Raw genomic sequence first — 13967 nt, forward strand, 5'->3', positions numbered from 1 at the left:
TATCTTGTGCATTCGTAAATCGCCTCATCAAAAGGATAGAAAACTTCGAACACTGCTCGTTCGTTTTATCCTTTTTTATGTGTGTCTATAGCCAAGTCTCGTTCTTGCAGATAAAGGCAGGAGGTTATTAGAGCCTGTTTTAACACTGAAAAAGATCGAACATTCAAAATTAAGGAAAGGGGTAGGAGAAAAAGTTTTCCTAATCATGGAAGTAGTTTTCCTAATCCTCGATTGAGAAGACAAGATTTCATTTTATTGAAAAATTTATTGCAGCGGGGATTGCTTTGGAGCAACATCAGGTAGTTTCGAGGAAAGGGCAGTTACTGCGTGACAAAAACAAGCGATAGTGTTAAAAAGAATTGTTGGTTTTCTTCCTTCTCTTGTTAAAACTCTAACAAAAAAAAGCGAAAATGATCTATTTTACCAATTGATTTCAAGCGTTCTTTTTTATTTAAACACTTGGTTTTTAGTTTTTTATTCTTTTTTTTGAAAAGTATTTTCTTTGGTTTAGGTCAAGTTTTCGATAAGGTGAGGCCGATTGGTACAATAAAGAAATATCCGATAAATTTAGATAATCTGACTTGGCAACCCTTATGGAAGAAGCAATTTTTTGCAACGATAAGGCTGCTATTTGGAATAAAAAAATAAAGTCCAATTATCTTTTGAATACGATTAATTATGAAAACTGAAAACAAAAAGAAATCATTTTATGAAGCCCCGCAAATGGAGGTTATCAAAATTATGATGGAAGAAGGTATCGGAGCAGGATCAACACCCACGCAACCAACAAGTGAATCGAATGAGGTGAAAGACCAGTGGGAAAATAAAGCCGACGACAACCGTAACCTGGGCTGGTAATAAAAAAAGAGATGAATAAGTAAGATTATGAAAGATGTAAAAATGAGTTTATCGATTGGATTTATTGGCGTGATGTTGTTCCTGTTAGCGGGTATGGTGTCCTCCTGTAAAAAAGATAAAGGGCAAGTCGCTTTGGGGACGATGGAAGTAAAAATTACGGCATCTGTTGCACAATTTGCTGATGTCTCTGCAAATCGAGCTACTGCTGATCATTTAACCACTTCTCGGCAGGCAAATGCTGCTCAGCGACGTCGTCTCCCTATTGATAAAGACTTCGATTTGACCGTTACTTGGAGTCCGGTGACCACACAGGTGACGAAAGCGGAGTCGATGGTTTCCGGGAAAAAAGCGCGTACTATAAGCGATATGAAGCCTAATACCCAGTATAAACTATTGGTCTACGATGCTACCGGACATTATGTGGCCGAAAGAGATTACACGCGCGGGCTTGAATCCAATACCGCGGCTTTGCTGCTTCAAGGTGGGGCAACGTATAAATTTGTTGCATATTCGATCAACAGTACGTCGGCTAATGCAGCTGTAAACTTCCAGGACGACAATAATAAAACGTTGGATGGATCATCGATCTCGTCGTTGGAAGGGACTGCCGACTTCATGTATTTTCGAAAAGACATGCTTATTTCATCTTCTGCTGATAATTACCTAAATATCGTTTTTGTCCACGAGTTCAGCGAGATTACAACAACAGTAGATGCGTCTGCAACAGGTAAACCTATTAAAGAACTCGAGGCGGCCTTCGATTCACATTATCCAAATGCGTCTATAGCACTGTCTGATGGTACAATAACCCGAATAGGTACAGCAGGAAATCTTGCGGTCGGATTTACTGGCTTTAACACAGCATCGGTTACCGGAATCAATATCTTGAACGGTCAATCTACGACCGCTACGTTAACCTTTTCGAAATTAACAATCGGTACATTGACACGTACGGATATGCCTCCAATTACCAATTTGAACATTACGCCAGGCGTAGCTTACAGACTCAACCTGACCATCGAACCTAGGGATGGCAACCTGGTGTACCTCGGGCAGTATGCGACAAAGATCGGCGACCAAATTTGGATGAGACATAATTTAGGGGCAGATACAAGCCTTAATCCTGACCAAAATCCAAGTCCGGCAGCGTTACTTGGAAACTATTACCAGTACGGACGTTCGGCTGTTGTAGCCACCTCTTCTACAGGGAATGGCGCAATTTCAGGTTGGAATACCAGTGTTGCTACTGATAATGCCTGGAATAGTGGAACGGAGGCGTCGCCGACAAAAACTGCAACAGATCCTTGTCCAAGTGGTTATCGTGTCCCTACTGCACAGGAATACCAACATCTGATCGATAATTCTTCGGCAAGCAATATTGGAACGTGGGCCAATAATTCGACGGCGAATACTGTTGGTGCGGCAAAGGTCATGACAAGTAAGACCGATCCAAACGTCAAATTAACTTTTCCGGCGGCGGGATATCGTAATGCCGCACAAGGCATTCTTTACTGGCGTGGCGGAAATGGAGCCTATTGGACTTCCTCTGTATCTGGGAGTAACCTCACTCGCTTTTCTGCACTGCAAAATAGTGCTTCCATCGATCAGAGCAACAATAGCCAGCCAGCTAACCTTAGCAAAGCAACTGGGATGACGATACGCTGTATTGCGATCCAAAAATAATACTTCAGGATTAATGGACTGCTATAGGAAGTCTGATTAGGGATGCAAATTTTAACGCTCGTCGTTAATTAATGCATCCGAATAGCTTCTTTTTACGGTACTAACTTCGGTTGCTTGGACCGGGTTGGTGGTCCTGTGTTTTATCAAGATTTTGCTTCATCGATCAAGAAAAAATTATTTTTAAATCAGGTCAATTGACGGATGACTTAAGCGGGGATATTGAATGAGAAAAAGGAATTACGAAATAGAATTATTTAGTGATTTTCAACGGAAAAAAAGAGTCGATGGAGAGATCATCTGTTTCGATGTTGACAAACCCTTGTTTCGGAAAGAGCTTACGGGATTGGATTTTTTTTCAATTTTACTGATCGAACAGGGTACTGGGGTTCACAAAATTGATCAGCTCACTTATCCCATTGTGGACCGGCAAATTCATTTTCTTTTCCCTGGGCAATTGCATAGTTGGGATATCAAAGGGGAGAAGGTCAAGATACAGCTGATTTTTGTGTCGGCTAAGATGTTTAAAATGCTGGAAGGTTTTCTCGTTTATCCCGTTGAATATTACAAGAGAAATCCAGTGATACATTTGGATGTCTCTACCTTCTACAAGGTGAGATATGAGTTTGACGACATAAAAAGAGAAGTTACTGACAGTAATGGTTTGCAGGAAATTGTCTTATCGCGGATCCGAATCGTGACCATGCTGATTCTCCGTAAAATGCTAGGCGAAGTGGACCATCCGGTCTTTGATAAACCGGATTTGTTTTTTAATAAACTTTCTCTGTTGATCATGACGCATTGGCGAGAAAATAGAAGCGTTGCCTTTTATGCCGAAAAAGTGGGATTGACAGCCAATTACATAAATGTACTCTGCAAAAAACATTTAAATATAACTGCCATTTCGTTTATTGCCAAAACAGTACTTAATGAAGTTATTCATGAAATGAAAATTTCGAGAAAAAAAATAAAGGATATTGCCGAAGAAATGCAGTTTAACGATGTGGCCAGTTTCTCCAATTACTTTAAGCGCCATAAGGGTATATCGCCACGTGAATTTCTTCTTGATGAAGTATAAACGTTTTAAAATTGGATGGTATTTGTCAGACTGAATAATTTCTTGTCATAGATTAAGCCTATTATTCTGTCATTGTGTTAATTTCGACATAGCTGACATGGCTTCTTGTTTGTGTTTTGAATTCCTCATTAATTAAAAACCGGCGAGACGTCAAATCGGTTATTTAACACATAAGGAGTATAATTACAGCATGAATAGCATGGTATCGGCCAGTACTTTTCAACATGATGAGGTTATTTTTAAAGAAATAATTGGTCAGGAAAACTATAATAAAACAATCAGTTGCACTAATTTCTTAATCGTTCTATTTATCCGCGGGAGTGGGACACATTATGTAGATTCATTTGCTTATCCAATTCGAAACAAACAATTACATTTTTTATTTCCGGGACAGGTTCACCATTGGCAGACAGGCCCTGAAACTATCGCCCGAAAAATTGTGGTTGGAAAAAAGCTGTTTGATTCATTTTCACGTGTCGCTGAGTTTTATTTTACCCAAAATAATCTACGCCCCACATTTGCGCTTTCAGACTCCCTTTTTGATATGGTCAATCGAGAAATGGATCGTATCCAACTTGATTTATTGGAAAATGAGACTAACGGAAATTGGGCCGATATTATCGCACTAAGAATCGAAATTTTGTCTTCCATCATACGAAAGGAGGCCGGCATTTATCTGGCACAAAATCCAGGTAACGGACAGCGCGACATCATTGAAGCATTTTGTGAGCTTGTCGATATACATTTTAAATCCCAACAGCGTGTCGCTTGGTATGCCGATCATTTAAATCTGTCAAGTAACTACTTAAACACGTTGTGTCAAAATCAGCTCAAAACAACTGCATCAAACGTTATATTACAACGTAAACTACGCGAAGCGAAACAGCAATTGCGGTTTTCGACCCAATCTATCCAATCTATTGGGTTTGACCTTGGTTATGAAACGTCTGCTGCATTTTCAACATTCTTTAGAAAGCAGACCGGGGATTCTCCAAGAGTTTATCGGAAACAATAGATTATTTTAAAAGAAAGATATTTCCCAATATATTCGTGCCTTGAAATATGCAGTCGGACTTAATAAATATTAAGTTAAATACTTAATCAATGTTATTGGACTGAATGGACTATCCATACTAGCTTTGCCTATCACAAAGGTCATTCTTTATTGGTTAAGGACTAATTGCCATGTTAACCCAGAAAGAAGTAGATCATTCATAAACATTAAGGTAAAAAACTAACAGTATGAAGAGCTTTGAAACATTAGTAGATGCTATTGCAGACCTTCGTGGCCGAGGGTACATTCAGGATTTTGAATTATTAGAAAATGGGTTGAGTTGTATTGCGTTACAGCTCCTGCTAGGTCCCGAGGAATTTATGGTGGATGAGTATTACCGATTTGAAGGTTTCTCTGATCCCGACGACAGTAGTATCATCTATGCCATTACATCCACAGCAGGCATAAAAGGAACCCTAGTAGACGCCTATGGGACATATGCTGAGAATCTGAGTAGCGATATGCTCGAAAAAATGAGGTTTACCTATCGGTCTTAATCTTTTTTTTTGCATGAGAATTTGTGTACCGATGTATATTTAACCAAGAGCATAGCATGATCAAAATACTTACAGCAATCAGCATCATTGTCGTTTTTTCGGTGTTGCTTGTTTTGAAAAGAGCCTTATCTATCCTGCAGGAAAAACAATACCACCAGGCTGTAGAACATCATTTTTTTATGGAGGTATTGGATAAGATTTTTAATCATTTCCTGATTTGGACCCTTTGGAGGAAAATATTAACTAAAACGACTGTGGTCTTATTGGTTATGTTTGGCAGCCTATTTCTTTACGTCCGTTATGAATTACCTGTTGTGCCGAAGGTCCCGGATGTGTTGATCGACCATAATGATACAGTTTTGTTAAAGCGTGGAGCATACCTCGTCGAAAATGTCGCGACATGTACGGATTGTCACAGCCCCCGTGATGTCCATTTTTATTCGTGGCCTTTAGTAGATGAGCAAAAGGGGGCTGGGGGCGAGTTTCTTTCTAAAAGTAAGGGCTTTGATTTTCCTGGAGAGTCTTTCACGCCTAATATTACACCAACTAATCTCGGAAATTGGACGGATGGCGAAGTGTACCGCCTCTTGACGACCGGTATTCGTAAAGATGGTAGTACTGTATATCATGCCATGCCATTTATGGCTTTCTCACATGCAGATCCGAATGATATCAAGGCCATTATCGCCTACATCAGAACACTTAAACCTCAGCCTAAAAATCCGGCGAGTGTTACTAAAGTGGATTACTTGACCACATTATACAACCGGGCTATCTCCAGAAAACCATCGCCGGTTTATTTAAAGGACCTAAAAACGAAAATTGATTCGGGGCGTTATCTTGTCAACATGGCGGGCTGCAACGATTGCCATTCGCCTAAAAAATTTGGCGATGTTTTCGATAAAGAAAAGCTTTTGAGTGGTGGTATTGAGTTTCCGATGCCCACCGGTGGTTATACCCATTCTGCTAATCTAACGCCAGACGAAAGCGGGCTTGGCCCCTGGAGTGAGGAGGCATTTGTTGCCAAATTTAAAAGCTATAACGATGCTGGGATGATCCAGAAAATCGAGCCGGGGATGTATAGTTCCCTAATGCCTTGGTACGCTTTTCGAAAGATGACTGATCGGGATCTTAAAAGTATATATGCTTATCTCAGGACAATTAAACCAATTTATAATCCAGTTGTGAAATTTACTAAACAGAGTACAAAGGGAAAGGTCGATCCGGAATAAGTAGATTGTTCAGATTTTTTCATTTGCAACAGACGTTTCAAGGGTAAATCCAAATGAATTTTTCAATTTAGCGGATTACCTACTAAACATTCTGTTGTTGCAGCTATTTGCCGATTGGTTAAGTTTTCTTTAGGTTTTTGCAGTGAAATATCAGACTATCACGACAGTATAAGTTTTATTTTGTATTTTAACTGAAAGAATAAAACCATGGAGTTTTAAATGGATGTTATGATGAAAAATATTTTTTTTACTGTTGTTCAGCTTTTGGTTGCATCATTTGTTTTCGCACAAATGCCTCAGGTTAAGGTTGAAGAGGGGGTACTCGAAGGAATTACCTTGTCAAGCGGGGTAGAGTCCTTTCGAGGAATTCCCTTTGCAAAACCGCCAGTAGGCGACCTGAGGTGGAAAGAACCGCAAGCTGCCGAACATTGGTCTGGTATTCGTAAGGCAGATCATTTTGGTTATTCTCCGATGCAGAAACCGATCTATGGGGACATGCGATTTCGGTCACCCGGCATCAGTGAAGACTGTCTCTACCTGAATGTATGGCGTCCAAAGACCCTTGGTTCGGGCAAACTTCCTGTTTTAGTTTATTTTTACGGCGGAGGTTTCAATGCTGGTGATGGATCGGAAAATCGCTATGATGGTGAAAGTTTTGCCAAAGAAGGTCTTATTGTCGTTACAGTCAACTATCGCCTTGGAATCTTTGGCTTTTTTGCGCATCCAGCATTAACCGAGGAATCTCCGAAACATGCTTCCGGAAATTATGGACTGCTGGATCAGCATGCAGCTTTGGTTTGGGTCAAAAAAAATATTGCTGCATTTGGTGGGGATCCAGATGCCGTCACCATCGGTGGTGAGTCGGCAGGGAGTATGTCGGTTTCTGCCCAGATGACGAGTCCGTTGTCCAAAGGACTATTTAAACGTGCTATCGGTCAGAGCGGAAGTGTTTTTAACTTGCGGTATGGCACGGCCTCTATTACTGAGCAAGAGCAACAAGGGACTACATTTGCAACGCGCATAAATGCCGAGGGGCTTGATAAGCTACGTGAAATTCCTGCGGCCGAACTCCTTGATAAAGCCAGCGAGCCGGGGGCCTTTGCGACCCGTTTGATTGTCGATGGCTATTTTCTGCCGAAATCTCCTTTGGCTATTTTTAAGGCCGGGGAACAGTCTAAAGTCCCCCTACTTGCAGGCTGGACGTCTACGGAAGCTCCATATACCGCCTACATGGGTAAATTGTATCCATCTCCGGAGAATTATGAAAAATTAGTAAGAGCACAATATGACCTTCAGGCTGACGAATTGCTCAAGCTTTATCCTGGAAAGACAGAGGCGGAAGTCATTCGGTCAGCAACTGCCTTAGGTAGCGATAATTTTATCGTTTATAGTACCTGGAAATGGCTTGATCTGCAACGAAAGAATAGCGGTCAGCCAGTCTACGTTTATATATTCGGTAAACCGCGGCCGCCCATGCAACCGGCATACCGCGATGCTCAAACTGGGCTCGCGGGAGGAATTACTAAGAAATCTGCGCAGGAAGCCAAGGAAAAAAGCCCACAGCCCCTACCGGGTGCTTTCCATGCGAGTGATATTGAATATTTATTGGGAAATCTGCAGAGCAATGATGTCTTTGCATGGACGAAAGACGATTACAAGGTATCAAAACTTGGTCAGCAGTACTTTATTAATTTTATCAAGACGGGCGATCCAAATGGAAAAGGGCTCGCAACCTGGCCGAAAACAACAGCAAAAGATAAACGCATGAATATTCTGAATTTGAATATTGAGGTGAAGGCGTCTGCTGAAGAATTTCGGAACAGATATCTTTTTCTGGATAAATTGTTTGTCGACCGTGAAGATAAATTCAGATAGACGCCTTCTTTATTCAACTTACCACAGTGGTTAAGCCGTTTGTCTATCAGGTAAATTAAAGTGCTTTTTTATTTTACACCCAAATAAAAACTATTTATTGCAAAAGGCTGTTATCAGATAGACTTTTGATAAAAGCGTATGGACGATATTGCCCTATGCAGGGAGATGTTAGACCGAGGACAGGTTTATTAAGAATCGTTTATTGAATAGTGGGGGCAACCAATTTAGGAGGCTGAAGCACAATGTATGTATAGCGTTGATCTTTTGTAGATGATACTCATATAGAGCAAACTTGGATATATGGCAATAAATCCTGATGTGATTATTATAGGTGGTGGTTTGGCTGGACTTACAAGTGCATTGCATCTGTCTAAACAAGGATTAAATGTGACGTTAATCGAAAAACATGATTTTCCTCGTCATAAGGTTTGCGGCGAATATGTTTCGAACGAAATTTTGGCCTACCTCCATTGGCTACAAGTGGATGTTGAATCGCTAGGTCCAACACATATTCAGGAGCTTGAGTTCACGACAGAAGATGGACAGGTGAATAGGGTCAGGCTGCCCTTGGGTGGGATTGGTGTCAGTCGTTATGCGTTGGATAATCTGTTGTATCAGCAAGCAAAAGGTAAAGGTTGTACAATTGTGATTGCGACTGTAACTGGTATTTCCTTTAGCAGAGATACATTTGCTGTTTCGTTTCAAGATCAGGTATTAAGATCAAAAATTGTACTGGGCGCGTATGGAAAACGCAGTAATATGGATCAGCTCTTATCTCGTGATTTTATAACGAAAACCTCTCCCTGGATGGCTGTTAAGGCACACTATTCGGGCGATTTTCCGAATGACCTAATTGCCTTGCATCATTTTGAAGGAGGCTATTGTGGGATTTCCAAGGTCGAAGATGACCGGATAAATTTATGCTATCTGGCCGATGTAAAAACGTTCAAGAGGTACAAAAACATCGATGATTATCAGCAGTATGTTTTGTCTAAAAATAAGCATCTTAAGTATTTTTTTGAGCACAGTAGGCTACTTTTTGACAAGCCGTTTACGATCAGTCAATTGTCGTTTGATAAGAAATCAGCGGTAGAAAACCATATTCTTATGATTGGTGACACAGCCGGTCTTATTCATCCATTCTGCGGAAATGGGATGGCGATGGCGATACACAGCGCAAAAATAGCTTCTGAGCTTGTCCTGGAATATTACCGGGGCCATATTCATTCACGAAAGCAATTGGAAAAGGCTTATGTCAAGCAATGGAATCGAACGTTTAAAAAACGCCTCTTATTCGGACGACTTCTGTCGAGCCTGTTAAGCTATAAAATGGGAACCGCAGTTTTAATGAAGACTGCCTCATTTTTTCCGAAAATGCTCAGCTGGATTATTAAACAAACTCATGGAAATGCAAGGTCAATAAAATGGGAATAAACACAAAACAGAGAACATCGGAGCATGAGATCATGGACGATTTTCTGCTCGAAGGAGAAGAACTTCGTACCACGTTGGACAAGATCGCAAAGATTAATCGTTTTTTAGGCGGAAATAACATTACGCTGAATGGTGTGAAAAAATTACTTTCAACCAGCTGCAAGAATGAAACAATAACGATTGTGGATATCGGTTGTGGGAATGGGGACATGCTTCGCATGTTGAGTGATTATGGCAATAGACATCATATTAAGCTTTCAATGCTCGGTATAGATGCCAACCCCTATACAATAAATTATGCGGGGGATTTGTCGAAAGATTATAGTAATATATCCTATTTGTGTGCGGATATCTTTGAAGAGAATTTTGAAGATGTCAAGTATGATATTATTCTGTGTACACTTACTATACACCATTTCGACAATGAAGAGATCCTTCGTTTGTTAGGTAGTCTGGTCAACGTATCAAAACTGGGGGTGGTCATCAACGATTTACAAAGGAGTAAACTGGCTTACCGGCTTTTTCAAACCATTGCTGTTCTTTTTAGGTTAAATAGAATGACAAAAGTGGATGGGCTTGTTTCAATACTGCGTGGGTTTAAAAAGGAGGAACTTACCCAATTCTCCAATAAACTGAAATTAGAAAATTATAGCATCCAATGGAAATGGGCCTTTCGTTACCAGTGGATAATTTCCAAGATATGAACGTAAAGATAGTAAGTGTTGCGAAGCAACTCCCTAAATATTCTTGTGCTACGGCAGAGATCCTTCCGCTATTGGATATCTGGCTCCATCACCAAGAGCCTCGTTTTATTAAAAAGATCAAGAAACTTTTCGAAGGCTCTGCTGTGGAAAGACGATATGCTATTATGGATCCGAAAGAGGTCTTCACAGCGACGTCTTTTGAAGAAAAAAATAATGTGTACTGTCGGGAGGCAACGGTCCTAGGGGAGCAAGCGCTTCGTAAGGCCCTTGGGCAAACGGGATGGGATCCGCAGTCCCTGGATTATATCATTACAGTGAGTTGTACTGGAATTATGATCCCTTCGCTAGACGCGTATCTCATCAATACGATGAAACTCCGACAGGACATTGTGCGGTTACCAGTTACCGAAATGGGTTGTGTTGCTGGTGTTTCAGGTATTATTTATGCTAAAAATTTTCTTCAGGCCAACCCAGGCAAACGTGCTGCGGTAATTGCCGTCGAAGCGCCAACAGCAACTTTTCAGCTGGAAGATTTCTCCATGTCAAACATGGTCAGTGCCGCAATATTTGGAGATGGTGCAGCTTGCTGTCTACTTTCCTCCGACGAGTCAGACAATGGTCCGGTGATTCTTGATCAGGAGATGTACCATTTTTATGATGCGGAAGATATTATGGGATTTAAGCTGACAAACAGCGGTATGCAGATGATACTGGATGTTGAAGTGCCGAATGTGATCGCGTCTCATTTTGATGCCGTTATACATCCATTTTTGAAGAAGAACCAGCTTGAAATTAAAGATATTGATTACATGATTTTTCATCCAGGTGGAAAAAAGATAGTCGCTACAATCGAAGATATTTTTGCTGAATTTGATAAGGATATTGCGGATACTAAGGCTGTGCTGGCACAGTATGGTAATATGTCGAGCGCTACGGTGTTATATGTCCTCGAACGTATTATGAAACGTAGTCCTCAGGTCGGTGAATTGGGGCTAATGCTGAGTTTTGGTCCTGGATTTTCGGCACAGCGCGTTTTATTACAATGGTAACCTACTAAATTTGAATGATGGATCTGAATTCTATATTAGCCAAATTGCCTTACAGTGCCCCGTTTTTATTTGTTGACGCATTGATTCACGTCGATGCGGAAGGTGTTGTAGGTACCTATACCTTTGATGAAAATCTGGATTTTTATAGGGGTCATTTTAATGAAAAAGCGATCACTCCAGGAGTTATTCTGATCGAAACAATGGCCCAAATAGGTTTAGCTTGTTTGGGAATTTTTCTGCTCAATAAAGACTTTATACAGGGCTCTTCTATTGCATTGACTTCTACTGAAATACAATTTTTAAAACCCGTGTTTCCAAAGGAAAAAGTGACGGTAATTTCAAAAAAAATATATTTTAGGTTTGGAAAGTTAAAATGTGCGGTTACGATGAAAAATGAAGCTGGACAGGAAGTTTGTAAAGGAATATTGGCAGGTATGATTACCGAGGAGCTATGAAGAGAGTTGTTATTACAGGATTAGGGGTCGTTGCACCCAATGGAGTGGGCGTACCGGCCTTTACACAGGCGCTAAAAGAGGGTGTCTCCGGTGTTAGACATGATGTGCAGTTGGAAAAATTGCAGTTTTCCTGTCAGATTGCTGGAATGCCACAAGTATCGGATGATCTCAAAAGACAATGTTTCACGGAACTTGAGCTTAGAGGTTTTAACAGTACAGGCATATTATACGGTGTCATAGCTGGAATGGAGGCTTGGACAAATGCAGGTTTTCCTATTGCCTTAAATTCGCTCCCCGATTGGGATAGTGGAACAGTCTTTGGTTCAGGCACCTCAGGTATCGATAAGTTTCGGGAGAGTATCTATAAAATTGATGAGCTGCAAACACGTAGGCTAGGCAGTACAGCCGTTGCCCAAACGATGAACAGTGGTGTCAGTGCATATTTAGGTGGGAAATTAGGGCTCGGAAATCAGGTCACCACCAATTCCTCTGCCTGTGCTACCGGGACCGAAGCAATTCTAATGGCCTATGACCGGATTAGGTCCGGAAGAGCAAAGCGCATGCTAGCAGGTAGTACTGGAGATAGTGGGCCTTATATTTGGGGCGGTTTTGATGCACTTCGTGTCTGTAGCTCGCAATATAATGACCGCCCTGCGGAAGGTTCTCGCCCAATGAGTGCAACAGCCGCAGGATTCGTACCGGGTAGCGGAGCTGGAGCCCTACTACTGGAAGATTTGGAAAGTGCCTTAGAACGCAAGGCCATGATATATGGCGAGTTATTGGGCGGTCAAGTAAATTCTGGAGGGCAACGTGGAACGGGCAGTATGACAGCTCCAAATGCTGATGCTGTACGCCGATGTATTGCGGAAGCCCTAAAAAATTCGGGCGTCTCCGGATGGGATGTCGATGCCATAAACGGTCATTTAACGGCAACGGCCAAAGATGCTTTTGAAATAGAAAACTGGACTGAGGCCCTTGGGCGTAAAGGGAAAGATTTTCCATTGATAAACTCGCTAAAAGGAATGACTGGGCATTGTCTCAGTGCGGCAGGTAGCATAGAATGCGTGGCCACAGTTTTGCAGTTATATCATGGATTTGTATTTGGAAACAGTAATTGTACTGATTTACATCCTGAGATTACAGCAATGATAGATCCATCAAGAATACCATTACATCAAGTTGATGTCAAACCTTATATTATAGCCAAAGCGAGTTTCGGATTTGGGGATGTAAATGCCTGTTTAATATTTAAAAAATTTGATAACTAAACCTATGAACAGAGAAGAATTGATCGGTGCTTTAAAGCCAATTATAGCACCTTACACAACAAACGAAGAAGCATTTGGACAGCTTACAGAAAAGACTGATTTTATGCGTGATCTACAAATCAATTCAGCAAATTTGGTTGATATTGTCCTGGATATCGAAGATCAATTTGGGATCGTTATTGAAAATTCCGATATGGAGCGTATGCTTAATGTCGGAGCTGCAGTCGAAATAATCGAAAGCAAGTTACAAGAAAAATGATTGGTAATGACGTTATCGACCTGGTTCAGTCCAGAAAAGATAGTAATTGGAGACGTAGAGGCTTTGTTTCTAAGCTATTTAATGAGCATGAACAACTGTTGATTGTGAACAGTCCTGATCCCGAAATTGTTGTTTGGCTCTTATGGAGCATGAAAGAGGCTGCCTATAAAATATGGAATAGACAGACAGGAATTCGGAAATATATGCCTAAAAGATTGCTATGTTCAGTTATTGAACGGTCTTCTTGCAGCGCAAGGGGAGAAGTCATCTGCGAAGGGAAGAGGTATTACACTAAGACTATTGTTTGCCCTGATTTTATACATACCATCGCAGTTGGCGAATTAGTTCATTTAGGCAATATTGTAGAAATCGAAAAAGGTGAAATTGTTAAAGATGCTCAGGGGATACCAAGCATCATTGTGAAAGATAGCGGCACACACTTACCCGTTTCTGTAAGTAACCATGGCCGTTTTGAGAGAATAGTTTCGATTCATAGCTTGTTGACTTAATTAGCGAGTAAACAT

Annotated in this window: 14 protein-coding genes; all 14 read left to right on the forward strand. The window is 41.0% G+C overall.

Annotated features, from left to right (window positions below; genetic code table 11):
* Window positions 1-678 precede the first annotated feature (678 nt).
* Window positions 679-858: a hypothetical protein gene (locus ACLCDV_RS10260; RefSeq protein WP_317667206.1), complete on the forward strand. Its 180-nt coding sequence runs from the start codon at window positions 679-681 to the stop codon at window positions 856-858.
* A 42-nt stretch (window positions 859-900) separates the two neighbouring features.
* Window positions 901-2541: an FISUMP domain-containing protein gene (locus tag ACLCDV_RS10265; protein WP_411973604.1), complete on the forward strand. Its 1641-nt coding sequence runs from the start codon at window positions 901-903 to the stop codon at window positions 2539-2541.
* A gap of 223 nt (window positions 2542-2764) precedes the next feature.
* On the forward strand, window positions 2765-3616 hold the full coding sequence (locus ACLCDV_RS10270) for a helix-turn-helix transcriptional regulator (RefSeq protein WP_317667202.1): 852 nt from the start codon (window positions 2765-2767) through the stop codon (window positions 3614-3616).
* A gap of 190 nt (window positions 3617-3806) precedes the next feature.
* Window positions 3807-4631 carry a helix-turn-helix domain-containing protein gene (locus ACLCDV_RS10275; RefSeq protein WP_411973605.1) on the forward strand — a complete coding sequence of 275 codons (825 nt, stop codon included), beginning with the start codon at window positions 3807-3809 and terminating at the stop codon, window positions 4629-4631.
* A 227-nt stretch (window positions 4632-4858) separates the two neighbouring features.
* Entirely contained in the window at window positions 4859-5167 is a 309-nt protein-coding gene (locus tag ACLCDV_RS10280) for a phosphoribosylpyrophosphate synthetase (RefSeq protein ID WP_317667200.1), read from the forward strand.
* Window positions 5168-5223: 56 nt separating this feature from the next.
* The gene (locus ACLCDV_RS10285; RefSeq protein ID WP_411973606.1) at window positions 5224-6399 is read left to right on the forward strand and encodes a c-type cytochrome; all 1176 of its coding nucleotides are present in this window, start codon (window positions 5224-5226) and stop codon (window positions 6397-6399) included.
* A gap of 228 nt (window positions 6400-6627) precedes the next feature.
* The gene (locus tag ACLCDV_RS10290; protein ID WP_411973607.1) at window positions 6628-8274 is read left to right on the forward strand and encodes a carboxylesterase/lipase family protein; all 1647 of its coding nucleotides are present in this window, start codon (window positions 6628-6630) and stop codon (window positions 8272-8274) included.
* Between the two features lie 300 nt (window positions 8275-8574).
* Window positions 8575-9708, forward strand: coding sequence for an NAD(P)/FAD-dependent oxidoreductase (locus ACLCDV_RS10295; RefSeq protein WP_411973608.1), 1134 nt, complete (start codon window positions 8575-8577; stop codon window positions 9706-9708).
* On the forward strand, window positions 9699-10412 hold the full coding sequence (locus tag ACLCDV_RS10300; RefSeq protein WP_411973609.1) for a methyltransferase domain-containing protein: 714 nt from the start codon (window positions 9699-9701) through the stop codon (window positions 10410-10412). The genes ACLCDV_RS10295 and ACLCDV_RS10300 overlap by 10 nt, the downstream gene beginning before the upstream one ends.
* The gene (locus ACLCDV_RS10305) at window positions 10409-11461 is read left to right on the forward strand and encodes a type III polyketide synthase (protein ID WP_411973610.1); all 1053 of its coding nucleotides are present in this window, start codon (window positions 10409-10411) and stop codon (window positions 11459-11461) included. Before ACLCDV_RS10300 ends, ACLCDV_RS10305 begins: the two co-directional genes overlap by 4 nt.
* Window positions 11462-11475: 14 nt before the next feature.
* Window positions 11476-11916, forward strand: a complete 441-nt coding sequence (locus ACLCDV_RS10310) for a 3-hydroxyacyl-ACP dehydratase FabZ family protein (RefSeq protein ID WP_317667192.1) — start codon at window positions 11476-11478, stop codon at window positions 11914-11916.
* Entirely contained in the window at window positions 11913-13184 is a 1272-nt protein-coding gene (locus ACLCDV_RS10315) for a beta-ketoacyl-[acyl-carrier-protein] synthase family protein (RefSeq protein WP_411973611.1), read from the forward strand. Before ACLCDV_RS10310 ends, ACLCDV_RS10315 begins: the two co-directional genes overlap by 4 nt.
* A gap of 4 nt (window positions 13185-13188) precedes the next feature.
* Window positions 13189-13443 (forward strand): acyl carrier protein, encoded by a 255-nt coding sequence (locus ACLCDV_RS10320; protein ID WP_182981180.1) that lies wholly within the window; start codon window positions 13189-13191, stop codon window positions 13441-13443.
* Window positions 13440-13952 (forward strand): 4'-phosphopantetheinyl transferase superfamily protein, encoded by a 513-nt coding sequence (locus ACLCDV_RS10325; RefSeq protein WP_411973612.1) that lies wholly within the window; start codon window positions 13440-13442, stop codon window positions 13950-13952. Before ACLCDV_RS10320 ends, ACLCDV_RS10325 begins: the two co-directional genes overlap by 4 nt.
* Window positions 13953-13967: the final 15 nt, after the last annotated feature.

Source organism: Sphingobacterium sp. Lzh-3 (assembly GCF_046764375.1).
In the GTDB taxonomy this organism is placed as follows: Bacteria; Bacteroidota; Bacteroidia; order Sphingobacteriales; family Sphingobacteriaceae; genus Sphingobacterium.